The organism is Pedobacter sp. AK013, assembly GCF_014205835.1.
Lineage (GTDB): Bacteria > Bacteroidota > Bacteroidia > Sphingobacteriales > Sphingobacteriaceae > Pedobacter.
On the sequence record NZ_JACHCQ010000007.1, the window covers coordinates 127,728 to 151,567 of the forward strand.

A 23,840-nucleotide genomic window follows, 5' to 3' on the forward strand; every position below is an offset into this window, starting at 1 on the left:
ACTAGTTTGGTCGTCATTCTCGCGTATGCGGGAATCTTAAAGCGCCTGCATTAAGATTCCCAATCAAGTTGGGAATGACGATCTCTCGAGGGGCATTACTTAATAAAATTATCTGTCAATCATATTGATTTTTATACAATACATGATCACTCAGGATGACAATTTCACTTATAATACAACCTCAAATGATATCAATTATGAAAAGAAAATTTATTGCCGTAATCACATTATTTTTAGGCTACCACATTTCAGTACAAGCTCAATCTTTTCAAAAAACACCACAGGGCATCCATGCCGTTATCCAATCGATGGATGTAGAGGTAAGTTTTTATTCACCATCTATTATACGTGTTTTTAAAAAGCCTGAAGGGAACCAGCAAAAAAAAGAAAGCCTCTCTGTTGTAAAACATCCTGAACAGTTAACACTCGATGTTAAAAACAATGGACAAAGTGTAACCATCAGTAGTAAACTAATAGCTGCAACGGTTAACCTGCAAACCGGAAAAGTTTCATTTGAGGTGCCAAACGGCAAAAAGTTATTTACAGAAAAAGATTATGGCACCCAGTTTACCGCAATAAACGATGCTGGAAACCCAACTTATGTAGTTAGACAAGCTTATTTATTAGACAAGGACGAAATTATTTATGGGCTTGGCCAGCAACAGAATGGAAAATTAAACCAAAGAGGGCAAAAATTACGCCTTAAACAGGAAAATACGAAAGTTGCCATCCCTTTCTTCCAATCGGTAAAAGGTTATGGCATTTTATGGGATAACTATTCGCCAACTACTTTTACAGATAATCTTCAGGAAACTTCATTTGATTCGGAAGTTGGCAACTGTGCCGATTATTATTTTATGTTTGGCGGAGGTGGCGATGGTGTGGTTGCACAAATGCGTGCGCTTACCGGACAATCCCCAATGATGCCATTATGGTCATTTGGTTTCAGCCAATCTCGCGAGCGCTACAAAACCCAGTTCGAGCTTGTTAATGTGGTGAAAAAGTACAGAGCGTTAAACATCCCACTTGATGGTATTGTACAAGACTGGCAATATTGGGGTAAAGATGATAATTGGAATGCCATGAGTTTTGATCCGGCCACTTTCCCAAAACCACAAGCCATGGTAGATAGTGTACACCAGCTCAATGCGCATCTTTTTATTGTTTCGTGGCCAGGTTTTGCGCCCAAAACTGCGCAATACCAAGAGTTTAAATCAAAGAATATGCTCCTAAACTTTGATACCTGGCCACCGGGCGCAAACACAAAACCTTATGATGTTTATAACCCTACTGCCCGCAATATTTACTGGAACTACCTAAACAAAGGTATATTCTCTTTGGGTATAGATGCCTGGTGGCTCGATTCTACAGAACCAGACCATATTAATGTGAAAGAACGGGATTTCGATCAGCCTACCTATTTGGGGAGTTACCGTAGTGTAGAGAACGCTTTCCCCCTTCAACACACGGGAGGTGTCTATGATCACCAAAGAGCGGTAAGCAACAATAAACGTGTACTGCTATTAACCCGGTCGGCATTTGCAGGTCAGCAACGATACGCAACAAATACCTGGAGCGGGGATGTTGGTTCTAACTGGCCTACACTAAAAAAACAGATACCAGCAGCATTAAGCTTCTCATTAACTGGGCTACCTTATTGGAATGGCGATATTGGTGGATTTTTCGCGGGTGATTTTGTAAAAGGTGGTGGCGCAAAAAATCCCGATTTTCAGGAATTATATAACCGGTGGATGCAGTTTGCAACCTTTACTCCTTTGATGCGCTCGCATGGTACCGATATACCAAGAGAAATATATCAGTTTGGTAAAAAAGGAGAGCAGGCATTTGATATCCAGGAGAAGTTTATCAACCTCCGCTACCGTTTACTTCCGTACAATTATGCAACTGCCTGGGTGGTAACTCATCACGCAGGATCGTTTATGCGCCCATTATACTCTGAATTTCCCAATGATGCTGCAGGTTTCGAGAACAGCTCAGAATACATGTTCGGAAGCGCATTTCTCGTAGCACCAGTAACCGATAAGGGGATGACAAGTAAAGAAATCTACCTCCCATCTGCCAGTAAATGGTTCGATTTCTGGACAGGTGAAGCGCATAAAGGCGGGCAAACGATTAAACGTGAAACACCTATGGAGATTATGCCACTTTATGTAAAAGCAGGCTCAATTGTGCCTTGGGGACCAAAAGTACAATATGCTACAGAAAAAAGATGGAACGACCTGGATATCCGCATATACCCTGGTGATAATGGTGATTTTGTTTTATATGAAGATGAAAACGACAGTTATAACTATGAGAAGGGAGCATTTTCAGAAATCCACTTCAAATGGAACGATGCTACAACAACACTTACCGTTGAAGACAGAAAAGGGCAGTTTAAAGGCATGTTAGGTAAACGCAAATTCAACATTGTAATGGTAAGCCAACAGAACGGAACAGGCATTGATAATCAAAAGATTAATAAATCAATTAATTATAGTGGCCGTAAACTTTCCGTTAAACTATAGGCAAAACGCTATGTTGGTTTTTAAAACAATATCCGTTAAATAATGGGCAAGCGAAAAGAAATATACTTTAAGGCAGCGGCATTGGCACTGCCATTGGTATTTTTATGCTTCATCGAAATCCTGTTGAGATTATTCAATTATGGCTTTGATCCTTCATTGTTTATTAAAGACCCTGATGAGCAGGGCTATATGATGATGAACCCTACCGCCTCTTATAAGTTTTTTTCTACCAGTGCCAATGCAACACAGGGTAACCGCGAACGCTTTAGCACGGTAAAATCCAAAAACACTTTTAGGATTTTTGTGATAGGCGAATCGACCACTGCAGGCTACCCATACATGCACAATGGGTCGTTCCACAGGTGGTTACAATATCGGCTGATGCATCAATATCCTAGCTTAAATTTTGAAGTGATTAATGTTTCGCTTACCGCGGTAAATTCGTACACAGTATTAGATTTTGCAAAACAAATTGTTAATGATGAGCCAGATCTTGTATTGGTATATACCGGGCATAACGAATATTACGGTGCTTTGGGTATTGGCTCTACTAGCCAGATTAAGGGCAATAACACCTGGATAAAATTGGTGATTAAACTGCGTGAATTTAAGTTGGTACAGTTATCAGACCGCATCATTGAAGCTACTGCAAACCTTTTTGGAAAAAGAATTGATAAGCGCGAAAACCTGATGAAACGAATGGTAACCAAGCAGCAAATCGCTTATCAATCGGCCGATTTTAAGCGTGGTATTACTCAGTTTAGCAGCAATATGGGCGAATTGTGCCAGTTACTGTCAAAAAAACATATTCCAACAATAATCAGTACGCTGGTAAGCAACGAAAAAGACCTTCAACCATTTATCAGTTCGGGTAAGTTTTCAGCGCAAAACCATTACGCAATTGGTAAAAAATTATATATAAATGGTGATTTTAAAGCCGCGAAAGCAAATTTTGTTCTAGCAAAAGAATATGATCAGCTGCGTTTCAGAGCACCAGAAGCCTTCAACCAGATCATTAAAAAACTGTGTAGGCAATATCCTGGCATTTACCTGGCTGATACCCGCGCATTGTTCGAGAAAAATGAAACAGGTGGAATAATTGGTAAAGAAACCATTCTAGAGCATGTACACCCAAATTTATTGGGTTACGCCGTCATGAGCGAATCTTTTTATCAGCAGATTAACAACGGGAATTTAATACCAGCAAAAAAACAAAGCGAAATCTCTTTTGCACAATTGCTGGCTAATATGCCTGTTACCAAAGTAGATTCGTTATATGGTGTATATCAGATTATGATGCTCCGATCGGGTTGGCCCTTTAATGAACCCATAACTTCTGCATATAACCGTGGAAATTCAATAGATGAACAACTTGCAGGTGCATTAGCGGTAGACCGGATTACCTGGAGAACAGCCATGGACGAGCTGTATAAAAACGCTATGGCCAATGGCGACAAACAAAAAGCCTTAAAGGTTACCGAAGCTGTACTGCTGGAAAACCCTTATCAAATAAGTTATTACACTTATGCAGGCCGCTTGGGTTTTGAACTGGCAGACCTACAAACCGCAGATTTTTATTTTAAAAAAGCTTACGACCTTGCACCAACACCTGAGAATGCCAATAATCTTTTTCTGTTTTATTTTAAATCAGATCTTCCGGAGAAAGCACTGCAATACAATGATATACTAAAACACGCTGGAAGGCAATCCTACCTGGATACACAAACCGAAGAAATATTAAAAAACATCATCAAACTTAAAAAAGAGGCTCCATCTAACAACAACAATGAATTGATTGCCAACTATTTTCATCAGCTCAGCGCCGATGAAACAGCAGCGAAATACATAAAGAAAAATAGCAGGTAACATGCGTAACAAAAAATCAGAAAACGAGAAATTCGGACTTATTCTAGGCACCACAGGTATTTTGCTTTGCCTTATTTTTTGGAAGGGAACCTATCCGCAGCAAATCATGCTCTTGTTATCGGATGCGTTAATCTTAACGGCTATTTTCGTTCCGCAATACCTTGAACCCATTAGAACAATATGGTCAAAGGTTGGTCATTTTCTGGGAATGGTTAACGGTACAATTTTGTTGATCCTGGTATTTATCTTCATCCTCAGTCCTATTGCCTTTTTACTACGTCTATTTAAAAAGCAGGGTTTAAAAACAAAAAAGAATAAGCAGTTAGTTTCTTATTGGGAAGATATACCTGGCAGGCCGGTGGGTTCATTTAATCAACAATTCTAAATTAATACATACAATGGATACACTGATCGAATTTTTCCATTTCTTAACCCAGCGCAAAAAATACTGGTTATGGCCCTTGTTTATCATCCTGATTACCCTGGGTTTGGTATTGGTGGCAGCGCATGGCTCTGTACTGGCTCCGTTCATTTACAGTTTATTCTAATCGGGCACGCAGCATGGGCTATATTCTAGGGATTTCTGCTTACTATCACGACAGCGCCGCATGTTTGTTAAAGGACGCGGAAATTATTGCCGCAGCGCAGGAGGAACGTTTCTCCAGGATTAAAAATGATGAATCATTCCCCTCAGAGGCGATAAAGTTCTGTCTTAAATTTGCTAATATCTCCCTGACAGAGGTAGATCATGTTGTATTTTACGAAAAGCCCTTTTTGAAATTTGAACGCTTGCTCGAAACATATGTTCATTTTGCCCCCAGGGGATTAAAATCTTTCCTAAAATCGATGCCGATATGGTTAAAGGATAAACTATTCATCAAAAAAAACATAGCAAAGGCGCTTAATGGCATAGATCCCAAATGGGAAAAATCACGCGCTATTCTGTTTACCAGTCACCACCACGCCCATGCGGCCTCTGCTTTTTACCCAAGTCCATTTGAACAGGCTGTGGTATTAACGGTAGATGGTGTGGGCGAATGGGCTACAACAAATGTTTCAATAGGTAGTTCGGCACACCTAACTTTAAAAAAAGAAATCAATTTCCCTAACTCCATCGGCCTTTTATATTCTGCTTTCACCTATTACTTAGGTTTTAAAGTCAATTCTGACGAATATAAAGTAATGGGTTTAGCTTCGTACGGCACACCAGTATACAAACAGCTCATTTATGATCATTTAATTGATGTTAAAACAGATGGTTCTTTTCGCCTGAACATGGATTATTTTGATTATTGTACCGGGCTGAAGATGACCAATAAAAAATTCGACAAGCATTTGGCCATTCAGCGCGTGCGAGAGACGAAGAACTGCTGGCATTTCATAAAGACATAGCAAGTTCCATACAAGAAGTAACTGAAGAGATCATGATTAAACTGACTCAAAGTCTTTACAGGGAATTTGCAATAGATAACCTTTGTATTGCTGGAGGAGTTGCACTGAACTGCATCATTAATTCGGCCATCAGGCAGCATTCTGGTTTTAAACGCGTTTGGGTACAACCTGCAGCAGGCGATGCCGGTGGTGCATTAGGTGCCGCTTACAGTGTATATTATGCGCATTTATCGGGCGTTAGAAATCCTGTAAAGCAGGCGGATGGAATGCAACAATCGCTGCTCGGCCCAAGCTATACTCAAAATGAGGTAATTACAGCACTTAGTGCCTATGGCCTAAATTATGAAAAGGTTGAGCATGATATTTATTATCGTAAAATAGCAGCATACTTAGCTGATGGCAAGGTAATCGCATATTTCAGCGGAAGAACAGAGTTTGGTCCAAGAGCATTGGGTTGCCGCAGCATTCTCGCCGACCCTAGAAACAGTGAAATGAAAGCCATACTTAATGCAAAAATTAAGTTTAGAGAGTCTTTCCGCCCCTTTGCTCCCGCTATTTTGGAAGAATTTGCCGATTTATATTTCGGTGAAGGCCCTAAAAACCGCTACATGTTGTTTACAGAAAACTATTTTGGTGATCACAATGGCCATCAGGCACCCCATGCAGTTTTAATTCCAGGAGCCGTCCATGTTGATGGTACGGCCAGGATTCAGGCAGTGAACAAAGCACATCATCCTGATTTTCATCAGTTAATTACGGCATTTTACAACCTTACGGGATGCCCGGCAGTAATTAACACCTCCCTAAATGTAATGAACGAACCTATAGCCTCAAGTCCCGAAGATGCAATATGCTGCTTTTTAAATACAGAAATTGATATTCTGGCTATTGAAGGTTTACTGATCGATAAAAAAAAGATCGGGCTTTGATATGTAGGCATTCTTAGCTTTTATCAAGATTTATGCTAAGCATAGAAAGGTTAAAAATGAGCTATTTATAGATAAAAACATGTAATTATAGTTTTGGAGTTCTGGTTAATTTGCTGAATACATCATTTAACCTTAAAACAATGAACTACTTATCGAAATTAATGCTGCACCGGCGCATCGGTGCTGTACTTTTCTTAATCTTATTTTTAAACTTTACTGCGTGTAAGAAAGCTGAGTTAGCCCCTGATCCTCCTGCAAATGAAACAAGTACGCAGGCGGCTACCAACCTGCAGATTTACAAACCAACCTCCATGCAGAATATGGATTGGAATTCTACAGAAAGCGAATGGTGTTATGCCCGTTCTAAGCAATCTGATCACTTTATTCTGTTCTGGGGGAAAGGATATGGCAGTAACAACCCTTCCTCTACAAATGTAGATTCAAAATACCGTGTAGATATTGATGATTTGCTGGCTAAGGCCGAATCGTTTTATAACCTAAATGTGAATACGTTGAAATTTGTCACTGTTGGAAACGGAACTTCAAAACTGGACAAATACAAATTGATGATCTTTTTATATTATGAGGATGGCTGGCGTGCAACTGGTTCAGGATACGACGATACCATAGGTGCATTATGGGTAAGTCCGCAGACCTGCCGGCCGGTTGGCTCAACAATCGGGCATGAGATCGGCCATAGTTTTCAATACCAGGTATCGTGCGATTTAAGTACCTCTCATGGCTTCAGGTGGGGTTTCGGAGGCAATGGAGCAGGAGGAAATGCCTTTTGGGAACAAACGGCACAATGGCAATCTTTTATCTCTTACCCTAACGAGCTTTTTAGCAGCTGGTTCGATCCTTACCTGGATAATTACCAAAAACACCTCATCCACGAAGATTACCGCTACGCCAACTACATGATCCATCAGTACTGGGCACAAAAAAGAGGCATTACCGTTATCGGCAAAATATGGCAGGCTGCACAACGCTATGAAGATCCGATTCAAGTTTATCAACGTTTATACGGACTTTCAGTGAGCCAGCTAAACGATGAATTATATGATGCCGCATCTAAATTTGTAACCTGGGATATTGATAACATCCGTACGCTGGGCGCAAGCAAAATCGGTGCACATCATTATAAGATGAACCTGATGAGCGATGGTGCTTTCCAGCCTGACCCCAGCTTTTGCCCGCAAACAACCGGTTACAATGTTATCCCCTTAGAGGTACCTGCTGCAGGCACAACTGTTACAGGGGTATTTCAAGGCTTGCCAAACGCTTCGGGTTATAACCAGGTAGATGCCAGCATTGCCGGCTGGAGGTATGGTTTCGTTGCTTTATCAACAAATGGTACCCGAAGCTACAGCACCATGTTTACAAGTGCCTCCGGAAATGCAACCTTTACTATTCCGGTTAATTGCAGCCGCCTTTGGTTCGTGGTGACCGGCGCCCCTACCCAATACCATCCGCATGCCTGGGATGATAATAATACCAATGACGAACAATGGCCATATAAAGTAAAATTCCAGAACACCAATTTACCGGGCTACAATAATCAGCCCCCTAAAGATGTAGCTTTTACTTATGATCTTGAAGTAAACCGGAGTACCACTTCTTACGATTATACCACAGCCGAAATTGATATAACTAAGCTGGCTTCTGCCTTTCAATTACCTAAACAGGATATTACCAACAAAATAGGCACCGACATTAAATTTTATGCACTTGAACCTAATAATAACCTGAATGCTACCCTAACAGCTAACGGCTACGGGCAGTGGTTCGATGCCAATGGTTATGTAGTTAGCTATAGTTCGGCTAATTCGCGTGTGTTTTGCGAGTTTGATGCACAGAATTTTAAGCTAAGCGCTGGTCAGTATCCCAACCGTGTCAATACAGGTGATAAGTATACCATGAAACAAGCATTGGTATATACGTTGGCTTCGGGCAGTAAGGTTACAGCTACCTTCACTGTTAATTTGACCATAAAATACCATAAAATAGTGGTTTCGAGCTAACCTGAAAATGCCCGGGATGTCTTAATGATCCGGGCATTTTTTGCCTATTTGTCCATAGAGTTAAGCACAGCGACTCTACGGATTATGAAATGTTGGGACAATATTATAAATTTAAGATTGTTATCCTGAGCTTGTCGAAGGATCTCTTTTAAATGCCTTAAAGTCTTTTCGATACTTCGTCAAACGCAGTACAGGCAAGGCTCAACGTGACAAATTTGAAGCAAAATTACACCTTATGATACGGCCTCTTGGTCTTTATACCACAATCCTGATCTGATTTAATGTCTCTCACCTTCTTCTTCGGCATTTTTCACCTTACTTAACAGATCATAAGCGCCCTTTACCACAACCTTCACCTCACTGATCGGTTCTGTAAAAGAAACCCGGTATAACCATTCTCGGCAACTCCTGTTTTTACTTCCACCATTCTGTAACGGTAATCCTTACTGCCTTTAAGAGCAGGCTGATCGATAAACACAAATTTTTTGCCTTCAAATTCAACAATTGCCGCATCGGGCAGTGATTCAACCTTGTTCATTCCACTTTCTACATAGGCCTTAAGGTACATGCCCGGAAGCAGCTGTGTATCTTCCTTGTCCAGGTGGCAGTTAATTTGCACCGTACCCCTCCCTCCTTATATTTGAGAAAGTAAAAAGATTACTAAATATTTTTACGACTCACATACAACATTCATTTGACTATCTTGTCATTATATAATGTAGCTTCCAAAAAATTTGCAAAAATTTTTAAAAAAGATTATGAATTGCTTAAATCTAACCCTGACAACAACAAGCTTTTCTATAGTTTGTTAAAAGCTTAATTTTAATGTAGGTTTTGGTATGGATTTGAATGGTGCTAACCATAGGGCCAGAATTAATGGCACAGCTATATATACAGGTCTTTATTCCAATTAGAAATGACCAAACACTTCTTCCTCATATTCTTTGTATCTGTTATTTGCCAGGCAACTTACGCACAAGTTTCCGCACCATACCTCTCTATGAGTCCGGAAAACAATGACGTTGGCGCCAAATGGCAGCCGATGCATAAAATGCCTGCTGGCAATTTCACTTTGCAATGGCTAAAATCCGGAGATGTTCTTGTTTCATATAATAGAAATGAGGCTCCAACCAAATACCTAAAGGAAACCAATTTTAGCTCCAAAGATCTACAAAAGCTTGACAAAGAGATTTTTGGCTTTCGCTTAAAGGGAATCTATCTGGATCCTGAACAGCCCCCAGAATTCTATTACGTAATCTATTTTAATCCGAAAATGAAAAACTCTATTTTACTTGAATTGCATGCTTTACTTGGAAATGTTGTTTCTGCAACCTATTTTTCGGATAAAAAAATAAATCCATTTCAAAATAGAATCTATCGCACTTTGAACAAGTGTTGAGTCTGGAGACTCAACTAAAGCCAAAAATCAATTTAACATTTAATTAATCATAAAAAAATTTAATAAACAAAGACTAGAATTTTGGTTTGATCTAATGTCCCTCACTTTCTTCTTCGGCATTTTTCACCTTGCTTAACAGATCATAAGCGCCCTTTACTACTACCTTCACCTCACTGATCGGCTCTGCAAAAGAAACCTGGGTATAACCATTCTCGGCAACTCCTGTTTTTACTTCCATCATCCTGTAACGGTAATCCTTACTGCCTTTAAGAGCAGGCTGATTGATAAACACAAATTTTTTGCCTTCAAATTCAACAATTGCTGCATCTGGTAAAGCTTCTACTTTGTTCATACCACTTTCTACGTAGGCCTTAAGGTACATGCCCGGAAGCAATTGCGTATCTTCCTTGTCCAGGTGGCAGTGAATTTGTACCGTACGCTCTTTACTGATTTCCCTGCCGATGAGGTGAACCGTTGCCATACGTTCCTTTTCCTCATTGGCCAATACAAAGCGTACTTTCTGGCCCAGCTTAAGCTTGGGCACATCTTTTTCAAATACCGTAAGCTCTGCATGCAGGTGCTCGGTATCGGCAATCTTGAACAATACATCGGTGGTACTGGCAAAAGCACCAATATTGGTGTTCACCTGCGTAACATAACCCGCCAATGGTGTGTAGAGGTTAAAGGTTTTCTGGATCTGTCCTTTTTCCAGTGCCGCAAAACTGATATTCATAAGGGAAAGTTTTGAACGTTGCCCCAGCAATCTTGCACTCACGCTCTGGTACTCGCTCCTTGCTTTCTGAAGTGCTTTTTTAGAATTTACGTTTTCCTTTGCCAATTCTTCCTGACGGTCTAGCTCCTGCTTTAAGAACTGTAATTGACTTTTATAATCCAGGTAATCCTGTTGCATCTGAATGAATTCCGGATTCTGCATTACAGCTACGAGCGCCCCCTTTGCTACGCGCTTTCCCTGCAACATGCTGGTACTTTTTACAATCCCTTCAAGCGGTGTGGATATAGACACCATGCTTTGCGGGGGGAGATCGAGCACACCGTTTACTTTGGTTGTTCCACTTAATTCTTTCAGCTCAATATTGCCGAGCGTAATTTCAGATAGCTTATGCTGCTCTGGCGTAAGGGTTACGATATCGCTCTTTTCGTGAACGGCCTCTTTTTCGGGCTCCTTCTTCGAACCGGAATTGCTGCAACCAGCCAAATAAAATGAAAAAGATACGAGGATAAAATATTTATATATAGATCTCATGAGATTTAAGCTTATAATGATTTGTTGTTACCGATTAAAAATTCAATCTGATTGATGCTCTGGCTTAGCTGGAGCAGAGCCATCAGGCGCCCCTCGTAAATACCATTTGCCTGTTTAAGATTCAGCAGGTATTCCGAATAACCTATTTCTCCGTTCTGGTAGGCGATACGGCTGTTTTTTAATATCAGAGCTGCATTGGCTAGTGCCGAAGTCATAAAATAGTTATAACGTTTCTTGTTTTTCAGGTATTCGCCCAGGGCCTGTTGATACTGGCCTGTTAATTTTCGCTGCTGGAGCTCCAGGTCGTTTGCCGCAATATCCTTGTTAATAGATGCAGCCTTTGCCTTAGCAGAATAGGCTCTATAAAACAAGGGAATGGAAAGCCCCACCTGAAAGCCCTGAAAACGTTTGTCGCGGCCAAAGAAAACCTCACTTCCATTAATGTTTTGAAAACCGGTTAGCGATTGGTTGAAATAGCCAAGGGTAAAATCGGGTAATGCTTTGGCGAGTTCTACTTTATGTTGTTTTTCGGCGATTACGATCTGCTGCCTGAAATAGGCAATGGCCGGATTTTCATTTAAAACAGCCGTATCTGCGATCGAAATTTCTGGTGTTTCCTTTAAAAACCTGTCAGCGATCAGGGGTAGCCCGCCCCTACCAAGGAGTGTAGCAAACTGTGTGGTATAAATTTCAATGTCAGATCGGTTTTGATCGAGCAGATTCTGTACATCCTTGAGCTGCGTTTCGGCGGCTACCTTTTCAAGCAGGTTACCCTCGCCTGTTTTGTACTTTAACGAAGCCGATTTTACAAACCCCTTGTAAATGCTATCTTGTTCGAGCAGGAGTTTTTCTTTCGAATACAAGTATTGAAGATTAGTGTAAACCGTTTTAACCTGAAAAATAAGTTCGTTTTTAGTTGAAGCAACCTGAAGTTGGCCTGCTTTAATGCGTTCGTCGCCTAATGCAGCATTTGCAGCGAAAAGTGTTGGAAAAGGAATTGTTTGTGAAACAGTAATATTATTATCGTTTTTAACCAGACTATTGTATTGCCCGTAAAGCATCGAAACTTCTGTTTTAGGCATTTCGAAAGCACCCTTCCTAAGCGCCTGCTGCAGTCCTACACCCAGGCTGGCCCCGTTAATGGCCCTGTTGTTTTCCAGTGCCGACGATATGGCCTGCTCAAGGGTTAACGCTGTCTGGGCCTTAGCGGGTTGCAAGCCAAACAAGCTAACAAATATGACTATTATACCTGCCACAGGCGCAATTCTTACTTTTTTGCGGCCTATTTTTTCTATCCAGATATAAAGCACTGGAAGCACCAAGAGGGTTAGCAATGTTGCTGAGATCAGTCCACCGATAACTACCGTGGCCAGCGGGCGCTGCACTTCAGCACCGCTACCACCCGAGATAGCCATTGGAAGAAAACCCAAAGAGGCCACAAGCGCCGTCATAATAACCGGCCGAAGTCTGACTGATGTCCCTATTTTAATTATTTCGAAAATATCTTTCATTCCTTCTTTTTTTAAGCTGTTAAATTCACTGATCAGTACAATACCATTGAGTACTGCCACTCCAAAAAGTGCAATAAAACCTATACCTGCAGAGATACTAAATGGCATACCCCGTGCCCATAAGGCAAATACGCCACCAATGGCCGACAATGGAATTGCAGTAAAAATTAGAAGTGCATGTTTGATGGATGAAAAAGTAAGATAAAGCAACAGTAAAATGAGCAAAAGTGCCAGTGGAACGGCAATACTTAATCTTTTATTGGCTGCCTGCAGGTTCTCAAAAGTACCGCCAAAGGTTGGGTAGTACCCTGGTGAAAACTTAACTTCTGTTTCAATCTTCTGCTGAATTTCCTTAACAATACTCTCCACATCTCTTCCCCGCACATTAAAGCCAACGGTAATCCGTCGTTTTGCATCATCGCGCTGAATCTGGTTCGGCCCTTCTTTGTACTCGATATCGGCCAGTTGTTCCAGCGGGATCTGGTTGCCATTGGGTGCAGTTACGAACAGGTTCTTCACATCTTCCAGCGATTGCCTGTTTTCTTTCTCCAGGCGGACAACCATATCGAATCGTTTTTCACCCTCAAATACAAGACCGGCTACCTCTCCGGCAAATCCAGAGCGGATGGCTGTATTTACATCCTCAATATTCAGCCCGAACTGTGCAATCTTTTCTCTATGAAATTTGATGATCACCTGTGGAAGTCCTGAGGCCTGTTCTACATAAACATCCTGGGCGCCTTCTATTTTTCTGGCTATGGTACCAATCTTAGCTGCATAGGTACTTAACTTCGAAAAATCCTCTCCATAGATCTTGATCACCACATCTTGCCTTGCGCCTGTCATGAGTTCATTAAAGCGCATCTGGATAGGCTGCTGGAACCCAAAAGTAACCCCAGGAATATACTGTTCAAGCCTGGCCTGCATCTTTACTGCAAGCTCATCCCTGGTCGAAGCAGTTGTCCAGTCGCCCTTATCCTTTAGCGTGATAATCAAGTCACAGGCTTCTACAGGCATGGGGTCGGTAGGAATCTCGCTGGAGCCAATCTTTCCAATTACTTCTTTTATTTCAGGGAAATTGGCCTTTAGCACCTTCGAAGCCCTTGTAGCGGCCTCGATAGTCTGAGAAAGGCTGCTTCCGGTAAGCACCCTGGTTTCTACAGCAAAGTCGCCTTCCTCCAGTGTGGGAATAAACTCGGCACCCAGGTAATTAAAAATAATAAGGCAAATGGCAAATAAGCCTATTGCAATACCCACAACGGCCACCCTCGCTCGAAGTGCAAAATTGAGCATTGGCGTATATATGCGTTGAAAAAAAGACATGATCCTGTCTGAGATATTTCTTTTGCTGCTAATGGTTTTGTTTAGAAACAGCGCACTCATCATTGGCACATAGGTTAACGACAAGATAAATGCGCCGAGGATAGCAAAGGCCACCGTTTGAGCCATTGGCCTGAACATCTTGCCTTCTATACCAACCAACGCCAGAATTGGGAGGTAAACGATGAGGATAATAATTTCACCAAAAGCGGCACTGTTACGGATCTTGGAAGCAGATTCGAAAATCTCGGCATCCATCTCCTGTTGGCTCAACCTATTTTTGTTTTTTCGGATGCCCAGGTGGTGAAGTGAAGCTTCCACAATAATTACCGCGCCATCTACGATCAGTCCGAAATCAATGGCACCAAGGCTCATGAGATTTCCACTGACACCAAAAAGGTTCATCAGGCATATGGCAAAAAGCATGGCAAGTGGAATTACCGAGGCTACAATTAGCCCGGCACGGAAATTTCCCAAAAGCAGTACCAGTACAAAAATAACAATCAATGCACCCTCTGCCAGATTTTTGGTTACCGTACCAATAGCATTGTCTACCAACTTAGTACGATCGAGAAATGGTTCAATAACCACACCCTCCGGAAGGTTCTTTGCAATCTGTTCCATCCGGGTTTTTACGTTTGCAATAACCTTGGAAGAGTTGGCGCCCTTTAGCATCATCACTACCGCCCCTACTACCTCGCCCTGATCGTTTCTGGTCATGGCACCGTACCTCGTGGCCGCACCGATCCTCACTTCAGCTACATTTCGGATCAGCACCGGAATGCTGTTTTCATTGGTCCGTACAACAATGTTTTCAATATCCTCAATACTGTCGATAAGTCCCTCGCTCCTGATAAAATAAGCATTAGGTTTCTTATCGATATAAGATCCACCAGTGTTCTGGTTATTTTTTTCAAGGGCCTTAAAAATGTCGCTGATGGATATATTCATACTTCTCAGCTTATCGGGATTGAGGGCAATCTCATACTGCTTGAGGTACCCGCCAAAGCTGCTTACATCTGCTATACCTTCTACACCCAATAGCTGGCGGCGAACAATCCAGTCTTGAATGGTGCGCAGCTCGGTGGCATCATATTTTTTTTCATATCCTTTTTTGGGATGGATTATGTACTGATAAATCTCTCCCAATCCGGTGGTTAATGGCGCAATCTCAGGCGTGCCGATGCCCTTCGGGATGGCTCTTTCTACTTCAGTAAGCCTTTCGCTCACCTGCTGACGCGCCCAGTAAATCTCTACACCCTCTTTAAATACCACCGTCACAACTGAAAGCCCGAACCTGCTAAAAGACCTGACTTCTTCTATCCCGGGAATAGTGGCCATGGTCTGCTCAACCGGGTAGGTTACAAAGCGCTCAATATCTTCTGCACCGTTGCTTGGCGAGGAAGTAATAATCTGTACCTGGTTATTCGTAATATCGGGAAGGGCATCTATAGGCAACTGCCGCAAAGAATAGATTCCCCAGGCAATTAGTGCCAGCATCATCATTCCCACCAGCAGTTTCTGCCTGATTGAGAACTGTATTATTCTGTTCAACATGGTCGTTTAAATCAAAAATCAATAAATAGCAAGGCATTATTGCACCTCAATGGCACAACATTGCGCTTGTAAAAAGCATGCTTTTCATGGACAGGGCCATGAGATAAAAAATTGATTTAAACGAGTTTAGGCGGTTGCCAAATATCGAATGATTGTTTTTTCAATGCTGAGCACTGGAAAACAGGGTAAGGCTTCCTGTATGCAGGAACAATCAGATCTGTTAATTTTTCGGTCGGAAAGTGCTGACCGACCGAGCAACAGGCACAACTGCAGAACGGTGGACAGGATTCTCCATCCATATGTTTAGCTTTTGCATGATCGCTGTACACAATGCTTTCTGTGCGTGACTTGGAAACCATATCCTCTCTGTCCTGGCAGGGCATTAGCCCCAGAAGGATCAGGTAAAGAGAAAAAAGGAATACAAAGTTTTTCACAAGGGCAAATGTAATGATTAAAGCTTTTAATTCATAAAGCCGCTTTTATTAAAATTCCTATTCTGTTTTGATCATTAAAATTATCTCTTTATTAATTGATAGCCATTCTCCAATATTTCCTTAAAAACCCATTATGGATAAGTTACTCAGATTTTCGTTTGCATCATTAAGCTTAATACTTTTTAGCATGAATCATGGCTAATGTAATCTTGACATTGTCCTGTTTTCGCCAACAGGCATTCTGAAGCTTCAGCCAATTGAAAATAATATAATAAGCCCTATACTTGTATACAATACCATTGGATATGCCACCAATTAAAATGCACCACCAGGAATTCGAAGCCACAGAGGAACTACAGGATACGATAAAATGTTTTTGGTACAACAAGAGGGAAGCTGGGACAGAACCATCGGCTTTTGAAGTAGTACCTGATGGTTACGCGGAGATTATTTTTCATTTCGGCAGCGGTTGCAGCATTTTTTCTGATGGGGTGTTACAGCCCTTACCCTCACCTTTTATGATGGGGCTGCTTAATCAACCCGCTATTTTTTACGCGAAAAACCGTCTTGAAATCATTGGGGTCAGATGCTTTCCATGGACTGTATTCGATTTACTCGGTCTCCCATCCAACAAGCATGGATTACACCTATTTGAGCATCCCATGGCTCAGCTTCAACCCAAACTGAATGCATTTATTCTTGATGGAAAAATAGATGAAGCGGTGGCCGAAGTAAAACAATATTTCTTACAGGCCAGGACTCAGGTTGCTGCTAACAGCATGTTATACAAAGCCGGGATTGCAATGCAGGTGGCAAAAGGTACTATACCCGTGAGTGAGGTAGCCGCGGCAGCACACGTAACGGTGCGTACGTTGGAAAGGAACTTTAAACGGTCTTCTGGCCATACTGTTAAAGATGTATCGGGCCTGATGCGTTTTGAACAGGTAAGAAACCGATTGTGGATGGATCCAAGTGCCAATTTGGCCAGTCTGGCAGATGAGTTTGGGTACACTGATCAGCCTCATCTGAGCCGGGAATTTAAGCGTTATAGCGGTACTAGTCCCGCAGCATTTGCCCGTAAGGCGAAAATAGGCAAACAGGCGTTAAGCAATGGTTTGATTAATCTCTCTTCATGAACCCAACAAAGGATTGTCGTATTTATACAAGCCTAGCTTAAGTACATTGCTGAATTTTGTGTTTTAATCATACAACATGAGCACAACTTTAAAAAATAAATCAGCAAGTGATATTTACGATGTCGTTATTTCTGGTGCCGGCCCGGTAGGCCTCTTCCTGGCCTGCGAATTGGCTTTGGCCAAATGTTCAGTGCTGGTACTCGAAAAAGCAATAGAGATGCAATCACCTTTAAAGCGGCTTCCCTTCGGCATCCGCGGCTTATCATCGCCAACTATTGAAGCACTTTGTCGCCGCCACCTATTGCAGGAACTTGAAATTCACAAACACCTTAAAAACCCTCACCAAAATGCCGTGCAAGGACCCCGTCGTCAGGCAGGGCATTTCGCCGGCATTCCATTCCATGATGGCGATATTGATAGCAAGCAATGGAAATACCGCCTGCCAAGTTCTACACCTGCCAGTTTAATTACTGAAATGCAGGAGCTGGAAACGGCACTTTCCAGGCGCGCAGAATTCCTGGGCACTGAAATAAAACGGGGTTTTGCAGTTACAGGTTTCCATCAAAATAATGAAGGTGTAATTGTACAGGCAGGCGAACAATCTTTCGCATGTAAATGGCTTGTAGGATGCGATGGAAGCCGGAGCGTGGTACGCAAAATGGGTGGCTTCGAATTTGCTGGCACTGAACCCGAATTTACAGGCTACTCGGCTAAGGCAGACATCCTCAATCCAGAAGTGCTTAAACCAGGCCGGAATGTAACTCCAAGAGGCATGTACATGCAATCGCAACCGGGTTACCTGGCCATACAGGATTTTGATGGCGGTGCATTTCATGGATCAGCCAAGCCTGTTACACGAGAACACCTGCAAGAGGTACTGCGCCGTGTTTCAAACACCGATGTTACCATCAGTACACTCCATATTGCAAGCACCTGGACCGACCGGGCGAGGCAAGCTACGAACTACCGCAACAGACGCATACTTTTAGCTGGCGATGCTGCACACATCCATGCTCCATTGGGTGGACAAGGGCTAAACCTGGGTTTGGGAGATGCCATGAACCTGGGCTGGAAACTTGCAGCCACCATCCGCGGAAAAGCTCCTGAAGGTCTATTGGATAGTTATGGTACAGAACGGCATCCAATCGGTGTGCAGGTACTCGATTGGTCGCGCGCTCAGGCTGCAATTATGAAACCCGAACCTAATGCCCGCGCTTTACATGCCATTATTACCGACCTTATCAATACCACTGATGGCGCCACCTATTTTGCAGGAAGAGTGTGGGGCGTTTTGACTAAAATTGATCTCACGGGGAAACATCCGTTGGTTGGCCGTAGCGTTCCTGAATTTGAGTTTGAAGAGGGTACAAAAATTAGCGACCTGATGCACAATGGACAGGGCATATTGCTCGATTTTGATGATCATATTCCACTCAAAAAGTTAGCGGAGGAATACAGCGGCCAAATCGATTATATTTCGGCAACTGCGAAAGATAATTTAGGCTTATGCGCAGTGTTGGTCCGCCCCGATGGGATTGTAGCTTGGGCTACAGATAATGTCCTGGAGATTAGCGAACTGCAAAAAGCAATGGAAAGATGGTTTGTAAATCAGCATGTTGATTAACATAAAAAGAGGATGATCATAAGTTCTAAATCTCCTCTATTTTTGATGTGGATCATTCTAAAATATGGAAATTTCAGGCCTGTTTAATATTTTATCAACAAATCGATTGAAATTCCCAAAAGCACTAACACAATGCCAAATATTAACACCCCCAAGCTGTAGGCAATAATTGCTTTTAAGTAGCTTGCCACTTTTTTCCCGTTAAAAAACTGTGCTATTGCCCATGTACTATAGACTGCCACCGTAACGCCCGAAACTTTCATGAAACTGATTTTACTAAGTCCTTCGGCAATGGCAAAAACAGAAATAATTAACATGCCAATCCCCATTACAAAGCATAACAGGATTAATATTTCGAAGAAGTTGTAACTGTATTTTTTGAAAATAGTTTTAACCACAAGGAAATGCAAACACCCATTAAAATATTGGCATAACCATAATGTCCCTGTACCCAATCGAAAATTAAACCAATGCTTGTTTTTTTTACCTCGCTAAATTCAACATAACCTTCCTCTATATGGAAGAAATGGCTAATTACTGTATAAATTAAGGAGCTAACGATGATAAATATAATCGGCTTTACCAACCGGCTTCGGTTCTCGGTAATAAATAACCTGATATTCTGACCAGGCCTGACCAACAGTTCTTTTACCGTGAAGAATATTCCTTTTTCGAAATGTAGAATATGTTGTATTTCGTGTAATATATAGTGTGCATCTACCCTTTTAACATGCACCGGCTGGCCGCAATGGCCGCAAAATCTAGTGTTAACGGCTTGGCTACAGTTTCTGCAACTTATTAGATCAGGATGCATATCACTTATCGGTTAGCATCTGGTGCATGACGTAATCTGATCTCTTCATTTACCGATTTCAAAGAGCTGTAGATCGGTAACCAGGTGATGGGCAGCACCATTGCCGGGATGAATAATACCAATTTTGCCTTGAGAAGAAACAAGGCTAAAGTAATAAGCACCCCAAATATGATAAATCCAATTAAGGTACCCTTTAACATCGACTTGGTTTTATTTAACTCTGCCAAGCTTAATTCAGACCATTTTTTCATCATTCAAAATTTTTTCTGTAAAAATGGGTACAAAAATATTTTCAGAGACTACACTTTAGTGTAAATTTGGTATTAAGCCATCTCCTAAATGAAAGACACCATTACCTCCACTTTACTGACGAAAAATAAGGTTGAAAAAATATCAACTGAAGACCTTCAGCAGCAAGATTACATGGAGGCTGTAAAAGCTTTTGCGCGTTTAACCTACGAAAGCGTGTATGTGATCGATTACGAAAAAATGGCATTTGAGTATGTTTCTGAAAACCCTTTATTTTTATGTGGTTATTCGCCCGAAGAGGTATTGGGTTTGGGCTATGAATTTTATTTTAAAAATGTTCCGGAAAAAGATCTCGTATTGTTGAGTCTGATCAACGAAGCTGGGTTCGATTTTTTTGCCAAACTACCCTATAGAGAAAAAAAACACTATAGTATCACTTACGATTTTCATCTGGTTAACCAGGAAGGTAAACTCACGTTGATTAACCATAGACTCACCCCCTTATTTTTAACTGGCGAAGGAAAGATGTGGAAAGCGATGTGCATTGTCTCCATCTCGCACCATCAGCAGGCTGGTAATATCTATATTTACAAACATGGTACTGATGATCTGTGGGAGTTAAATATCGAAAGTAAAATCTGGCAGAAATCAAAGAAACCAAAACTCAGTAAAAGGGAAATCGAAATATTGCAACTGCATGCCCAGGGCTTAACCATTAACCAAATTGCCGAAAAAATATTTGTTGCCCCTGATACCGTTAAGTATTACAGGCGACGGATTTTTGAAAGATTGGAAGTAACTAATATGGTTGAAGCACTTTCACATGCAGTTAATAGTAAGATGATTTAGTCTCATCGATTTTTACAATATTTTGGCCGGGAATTGCCCTCCCCAACCAAAGTCTAGGTTTATCGGATAGCCTTAAGCGTTCAAGCCACCGTCGATAGTTAAAAACGAGCCGGTAATGTATCTGGCTTCTTCACTTGCAATAAAGCTTACAAATGCTGCAATATCTTCTACAGTACCATAATCTGGCAAAGCCATACGGGTTCTTAAGAAATCAGCCAGCGGCGCATCAGCAGGATTCATATCGGTATTGATTGGTCCGGGCTGAATCAGGTTTACCGTAATTTTTCGGGCGCCAAGATCGCGTGCTAAACCACGTGTAAAACCCTGTAATGCCGATTTGCTCATGGTATACAAAGTAGTTTCTGGACCAACAGCGTTATCGCCCATGTTGCTGCCTATGGTAATAATCCGTCCGCCCTCGGGCATGCCTTTTACAGCGGCCAAAGCTGCCACAAAAACTGCCTGTACGTTAACGGCCATAATTTCGTTATAATCTTCAAGTGTGTGTTCTTCAAAAGCTTTGCCAATGTAAATGCCTGCATTGCTGATCAGCACATCTATACGGCCAAAATCGGTAATGGTTTTAGCTACTGCTCCACTTACCTCAGCAGGTACTGTACTGCTTGCTTTTAATGCGACAGCAAACCCACCCGCAGCTTTAACCTCTGCCACCACAGCCAAAGCCTTTTCGGCTGAATTGGCATAAGTAAATACCACTTTTGCACCTTCTGCTGCCAATCTTTTTACAATTGCTGCACCTATGCCCCGGCTTCCTCCTGTTACCAGTGCAATTTTATCTGTTAATTTTTTCATCTGTATTTTTTAAATTTTCAGCTAATGTAAAAGAGATACTTTACATTTGCAGGTAAACAACAAATTGTTAGGTACTAACAAAAAAGTAAGAAATGAGAAAAGAAACATCAACCAATGCTTTGAACGAAAAAATGATGATCGACAGTTGTGGCATGTCTTCATCACTAGCTGTAATTGGCGGCAGGTGGAAACCTGCCATATTATGTCGCCTTTCTTATGGTACCATGCGCTATGGCGAACTTAAAAAAGACATTATTGGCATATCAGAACGGATGTTGGTGGCACAGTTAAGAGAACTGGAGAAAGACCAGGTTATTACGCGTATTGTTTTTCCGGAGGTACCACCAAGGGTAGAATATAGTCTAACTGATCTGGGCCGTACCATGAAACCAATGCTTGATGCCATGTCTGCTTGGGGCAATATGTACCGGGAGCATATCAACGAAACACAGGAGTTATCTACTGTTGTAGTGCTGGAGCAGTAGCCCGTCGGGTTCAAAAAAATAAAAATTCATAAGCCATTTTTCGACTGACAAACTGCTGTCATAGGCTGATTTTAGCTTTGTTCTATTAAATACTATAACAAAATATCAGCAACTATGATTACCAAAAGCGAATTACTACAGCACTGGTTAGGCCACAGAAAACTAACCAGGAAAACCATTGAAAAATTTCCGGAAAAAGAATTGTTCGAATTTTCGATCGGTGGAATGAGACCTTTTTCTGCATTAATAAAAGAGTTGTTATCGATTAATGTTCCCGGGTTAAAAGAAATGGTTACCAGAGAAATAACGCCACTTAGCCACGATCTTCAGCTGAATACCAAGGAAGAAATTTTAGCAAAATGGGATGAGGATACCCCAAAGATTGTGGAGTACTTTAACCAGATCTCCGAAGATCAGCTTCATGAAACTATTAAATTATTCGGGCAGTATGAGTTTACGATAATTAGTCACCTCTTGTATTTCATTGATAATGAAATACACCACCGCGGCCAAGGCTTTGTTTATTTAAGGGCCTTAGGTATTGAGCCTCCATTTTTCTGGGACCGTTATTAAACAATAAAAGAGCTTAAATAGCTCTTTTATTGTTTATTCTCTTCAAACCAGATTCCATTATTTCAATCAGCTCGTTGTTTAAATGGGTTGGTTCCATAATTTCGGCTACATCAACAAATTTAATAAACCAGCGTACAAAAGAAACAACGGGAAGAGAACAGTTGAAATACATAATCACAAAATCATCTGAAATCTCTTCTCCTGTAAATCCGAAAATCTGTCGGTCCCAATATAAAAAATGCGCATACTTCCGCTCTACCCTAATTTCTACCTTCATCATATTTTCAGATAGACTTTTATCCCTGAATTCGTTAATTGGCGGGTGTTTAATGGTAAAGTTTTCCTGGAGCATTAAAACTTTTTTAATCCTGTCTAATCTAAAATTGCGGTAATCTTTCCTTAAATGGCAATAGGCTAAAAGATACCAAAGGCTGTGTTCGTAGAATACACCGATGGGTTCTACAGATCTGCCAACTGTATGAACATCACCGCTTTTAATATAATCGATATGGGTTATTTTTTTCTTCAAAGTACTATTAAGTAAAACATCGATTATGTTGGGTAGGTAATCGTTAGGTTTAAAATCGTTTTTAAGATGTATGGTATCTTCTAAATGCAGGAAATCTCTTTTTTGATGCACCTGGAAAGAGCTTTTTATTTTGATAAGTGCCGCCTCAAAATGTTTTTTAACAAATTCGGTTTCATGTTTCTGCATTACTTTTTCGGCAACCATTAAACTGAGAATTTCTTCCTGACTAAACCTTGATGGCTGTAGCCTAAAGCCTTCCATAATCGAATAACCAGATCCTGATTCATTTACGATTGGAATGCCGGCGATTTCCAGGGCTTTTAAATCCCTATAAATTGTTCTTAAACTGATGTCGAACCGCTTTTGTAACTCTCCCGTAGTGACCACAGATTTAGATTGCAGTAGAAAAAATATCTGTAGTATCCGGTCAAATCTCTTGGTAATATCCATTTTAAAAGTGTAGGTATTTAATTAAACAGCACATTAGATTGTTTGCCTTTAGCGAAAAAATTATTGGGTTTCCGTTTACAGAAAAAAGGCATAAACA

At 41.3% G+C, this 23,840-nt stretch carries 22 protein-coding genes; 13 read left to right on the forward strand and 9 right to left on the reverse strand.

The features are described from left to right. The first annotated feature begins 197 nt into the window (after window positions 1-197). The 7 genes from HDC90_RS07095 to HDC90_RS07120 all read left to right on the forward strand — a co-directional run bounded on the left by HDC90_RS07095 (window position 198) and on the right by HDC90_RS07120 (window position 8,736). A complete protein-coding gene (locus HDC90_RS07095; RefSeq protein WP_184465272.1) occupies window positions 198-2,528 on the forward strand; it encodes a TIM-barrel domain-containing protein in 2,331 nt (776 codons plus the stop codon). A 42-nt stretch (window positions 2,529-2,570) separates the two neighbouring features. Then, window positions 2,571-4,394: a GDSL-type esterase/lipase family protein gene (locus HDC90_RS07100; protein WP_184465273.1), complete on the forward strand. Its 1,824-nt coding sequence runs from the start codon at window positions 2,571-2,573 to the stop codon at window positions 4,392-4,394. A gap of 1 nt (window position 4,395) precedes the next feature. Beyond that, window positions 4,396-4,779 carry an SxtJ family membrane protein gene (locus HDC90_RS07105; protein ID WP_184465274.1) on the forward strand — a complete coding sequence of 128 codons (384 nt, stop codon included), beginning with the start codon at window positions 4,396-4,398 and terminating at the stop codon, window positions 4,777-4,779. 13 nt (window positions 4,780-4,792) lie between these two features. Next, window positions 4,793-4,942 (forward strand): DUF5989 family protein, encoded by a 150-nt coding sequence (locus tag HDC90_RS07110; protein WP_184465275.1) that lies wholly within the window; start codon window positions 4,793-4,795, stop codon window positions 4,940-4,942. Window positions 4,943-4,955: 13 nt separating this feature from the next. Next, window positions 4,956-5,786, forward strand: a complete 831-nt coding sequence (locus HDC90_RS25315; RefSeq protein ID WP_221451808.1) for a carbamoyltransferase N-terminal domain-containing protein — start codon at window positions 4,956-4,958, stop codon at window positions 5,784-5,786. 8 nt (window positions 5,787-5,794) lie between these two features. After that, entirely contained in the window at window positions 5,795-6,715 is a 921-nt protein-coding gene (locus HDC90_RS25320; RefSeq protein WP_370576575.1) for a carbamoyltransferase C-terminal domain-containing protein, read from the forward strand. Between the two features lie 140 nt (window positions 6,716-6,855). After that, window positions 6,856-8,736: a DUF4859 domain-containing protein gene (locus tag HDC90_RS07120; protein ID WP_184465276.1), complete on the forward strand. Its 1,881-nt coding sequence runs from the start codon at window positions 6,856-6,858 to the stop codon at window positions 8,734-8,736. Between the two features lie 352 nt (window positions 8,737-9,088). Here HDC90_RS07120 and HDC90_RS07125 read toward each other — a convergent pair whose 3' ends face one another. Next, window positions 9,089-9,355: an efflux RND transporter periplasmic adaptor subunit gene (locus tag HDC90_RS07125; protein ID WP_184465277.1), complete on the reverse strand. Its 267-nt coding sequence runs from the start codon at window positions 9,353-9,355 to the stop codon at window positions 9,089-9,091. Between the two features lie 297 nt (window positions 9,356-9,652). Between HDC90_RS07125 and HDC90_RS07130 the strand changes: the two genes are divergently transcribed. Next, complete coding sequence (locus tag HDC90_RS07130) at window positions 9,653-10,135, forward strand: hypothetical protein (RefSeq protein WP_184465278.1); 483 nt, start codon at window positions 9,653-9,655, stop codon at window positions 10,133-10,135. A gap of 91 nt (window positions 10,136-10,226) precedes the next feature. On the opposite strand, the gene HDC90_RS07135 is transcribed toward HDC90_RS07130, so the two are convergent. The 3 genes from HDC90_RS07135 to HDC90_RS25705 form a co-directional block, all read right to left on the reverse strand. Continuing rightward, window positions 10,227-11,399, reverse strand: coding sequence for an efflux RND transporter periplasmic adaptor subunit (locus HDC90_RS07135; RefSeq protein WP_184465279.1), 1,173 nt, complete (start codon window positions 11,397-11,399; stop codon window positions 10,227-10,229). A gap of 11 nt (window positions 11,400-11,410) precedes the next feature. Next, window positions 11,411-15,787: a CusA/CzcA family heavy metal efflux RND transporter gene (locus HDC90_RS07140; protein ID WP_184465280.1), complete on the reverse strand. Its 4,377-nt coding sequence runs from the start codon at window positions 15,785-15,787 to the stop codon at window positions 11,411-11,413. Between the two features lie 116 nt (window positions 15,788-15,903). Then, on the reverse strand, window positions 15,904-16,221 hold the full coding sequence (locus HDC90_RS25705) for a DUF6660 family protein (protein WP_370576574.1): 318 nt from the start codon (window positions 16,219-16,221) through the stop codon (window positions 15,904-15,906). A gap of 305 nt (window positions 16,222-16,526) precedes the next feature. On the opposite strand from HDC90_RS25705, the gene HDC90_RS07145 reads away from it, so the two are divergent. Together HDC90_RS07145 and HDC90_RS07150 are read left to right on the forward strand one after the other, a co-directional pair. After that, window positions 16,527-17,357 (forward strand): AraC family transcriptional regulator, encoded by an 831-nt coding sequence (locus HDC90_RS07145; protein ID WP_221451809.1) that lies wholly within the window; start codon window positions 16,527-16,529, stop codon window positions 17,355-17,357. Window positions 17,358-17,433: 76 nt separating this feature from the next. Then, a complete protein-coding gene (locus HDC90_RS07150) occupies window positions 17,434-18,981 on the forward strand; it encodes an FAD-dependent monooxygenase (RefSeq protein WP_184465281.1) in 1,548 nt (515 codons plus the stop codon). An 83-nt stretch (window positions 18,982-19,064) separates the two neighbouring features. Here HDC90_RS07150 and HDC90_RS25485 read toward each other — a convergent pair whose 3' ends face one another. From HDC90_RS25485 to HDC90_RS07160, 3 genes are read right to left on the reverse strand one after another with little or no spacing between them, the layout of a single operon-like run. Next, window positions 19,065-19,298 (reverse strand): hypothetical protein, encoded by a 234-nt coding sequence (locus HDC90_RS25485; protein WP_255497525.1) that lies wholly within the window; start codon window positions 19,296-19,298, stop codon window positions 19,065-19,067. 29 nt (window positions 19,299-19,327) lie between these two features. Further along, window positions 19,328-19,795, reverse strand: coding sequence for a DUF3667 domain-containing protein (locus HDC90_RS25490; RefSeq protein WP_255497526.1), 468 nt, complete (start codon window positions 19,793-19,795; stop codon window positions 19,328-19,330). Between the two features lie 5 nt (window positions 19,796-19,800). After that, window positions 19,801-20,049 carry a hypothetical protein gene (locus HDC90_RS07160; RefSeq protein ID WP_184465282.1) on the reverse strand — a complete coding sequence of 83 codons (249 nt, stop codon included), beginning with the start codon at window positions 20,047-20,049 and terminating at the stop codon, window positions 19,801-19,803. An 85-nt stretch (window positions 20,050-20,134) separates the two neighbouring features. Between HDC90_RS07160 and HDC90_RS07165 the strand changes: the two genes are divergently transcribed. Continuing rightward, window positions 20,135-20,893, forward strand: coding sequence for a response regulator transcription factor (locus tag HDC90_RS07165; protein WP_184465283.1), 759 nt, complete (start codon window positions 20,135-20,137; stop codon window positions 20,891-20,893). A 72-nt stretch (window positions 20,894-20,965) separates the two neighbouring features. On the opposite strand, the gene HDC90_RS07170 is transcribed toward HDC90_RS07165, so the two are convergent. Further along, window positions 20,966-21,706 (reverse strand): SDR family NAD(P)-dependent oxidoreductase, encoded by a 741-nt coding sequence (locus tag HDC90_RS07170; protein ID WP_184465284.1) that lies wholly within the window; start codon window positions 21,704-21,706, stop codon window positions 20,966-20,968. 92 nt (window positions 21,707-21,798) lie between these two features. Between HDC90_RS07170 and HDC90_RS07175 the strand changes: the two genes are divergently transcribed. After that, window positions 21,799-22,191 carry a helix-turn-helix domain-containing protein gene (locus tag HDC90_RS07175; RefSeq protein WP_184465285.1) on the forward strand — a complete coding sequence of 131 codons (393 nt, stop codon included), beginning with the start codon at window positions 21,799-21,801 and terminating at the stop codon, window positions 22,189-22,191. Window positions 22,192-22,305: 114 nt separating this feature from the next. Then, window positions 22,306-22,764 carry a DinB family protein gene (locus HDC90_RS07180; RefSeq protein WP_184465286.1) on the forward strand — a complete coding sequence of 153 codons (459 nt, stop codon included), beginning with the start codon at window positions 22,306-22,308 and terminating at the stop codon, window positions 22,762-22,764. 13 nt (window positions 22,765-22,777) lie between these two features. Here the strand turns inward: HDC90_RS07180 and HDC90_RS07185 are convergent, their stop codons facing one another. Continuing rightward, window positions 22,778-23,743: a YafY family protein gene (locus HDC90_RS07185; protein WP_184465287.1), complete on the reverse strand. Its 966-nt coding sequence runs from the start codon at window positions 23,741-23,743 to the stop codon at window positions 22,778-22,780. Window positions 23,744-23,840 lie beyond the last annotated feature (97 nt).

Coding starts and splice junctions, on each gene's coding strand:
- HDC90_RS07095 (WP_184465272.1), top strand. CDS start 198: ATGAAAAGAAAATTTATTGCCGTAATCACATTATTTTTAGGCTACCAC.
- HDC90_RS07170 (WP_184465284.1), bottom strand. CDS start 21,706: ATGAAAAAATTAACAGATAAAATTGCACTGGTAACAGGAGGAAGCCGG.
- HDC90_RS07100 (WP_184465273.1), top strand. CDS start 2,571: ATGGGCAAGCGAAAAGAAATATACTTTAAGGCAGCGGCATTGGCACTG.
- HDC90_RS07175 (WP_184465285.1), top strand. CDS start 21,799: ATGAGAAAAGAAACATCAACCAATGCTTTGAACGAAAAAATGATGATC.
- HDC90_RS25485 (WP_255497525.1), bottom strand. CDS start 19,298: ATGTTAATTATTTCTGTTTTTGCCATTGCCGAAGGACTTAGTAAAATC.
- HDC90_RS25490 (WP_255497526.1), bottom strand. CDS start 19,795: ATGCATCCTGATCTAATAAGTTGCAGAAACTGTAGCCAAGCCGTTAAC.
- HDC90_RS07110 (WP_184465275.1), top strand. CDS start 4,793: ATGGATACACTGATCGAATTTTTCCATTTCTTAACCCAGCGCAAAAAA.
- HDC90_RS07140 (WP_184465280.1), bottom strand. CDS start 15,787: ATGTTGAACAGAATAATACAGTTCTCAATCAGGCAGAAACTGCTGGTG.
- HDC90_RS07165 (WP_184465283.1), top strand. CDS start 20,135: ATGAAAGACACCATTACCTCCACTTTACTGACGAAAAATAAGGTTGAA.
- HDC90_RS07185 (WP_184465287.1), bottom strand. CDS start 23,743: ATGGATATTACCAAGAGATTTGACCGGATACTACAGATATTTTTTCTA.
- HDC90_RS07150 (WP_184465281.1), top strand. CDS start 17,434: ATGAGCACAACTTTAAAAAATAAATCAGCAAGTGATATTTACGATGTC.
- HDC90_RS07130 (WP_184465278.1), top strand. CDS start 9,653: ATGACCAAACACTTCTTCCTCATATTCTTTGTATCTGTTATTTGCCAG.
- HDC90_RS07160 (WP_184465282.1), bottom strand. CDS start 20,049: ATGATGAAAAAATGGTCTGAATTAAGCTTGGCAGAGTTAAATAAAACC.
- HDC90_RS07135 (WP_184465279.1), bottom strand. CDS start 11,399: ATGAGATCTATATATAAATATTTTATCCTCGTATCTTTTTCATTTTAT.
- HDC90_RS07145 (WP_221451809.1), top strand. CDS start 16,527: ATGCCACCAATTAAAATGCACCACCAGGAATTCGAAGCCACAGAGGAA.
- HDC90_RS07120 (WP_184465276.1), top strand. CDS start 6,856: ATGAACTACTTATCGAAATTAATGCTGCACCGGCGCATCGGTGCTGTA.
- HDC90_RS25315 (WP_221451808.1), top strand. CDS start 4,956: ATGGGCTATATTCTAGGGATTTCTGCTTACTATCACGACAGCGCCGCA.
- HDC90_RS07180 (WP_184465286.1), top strand. CDS start 22,306: ATGATTACCAAAAGCGAATTACTACAGCACTGGTTAGGCCACAGAAAA.
- HDC90_RS07105 (WP_184465274.1), top strand. CDS start 4,396: ATGCGTAACAAAAAATCAGAAAACGAGAAATTCGGACTTATTCTAGGC.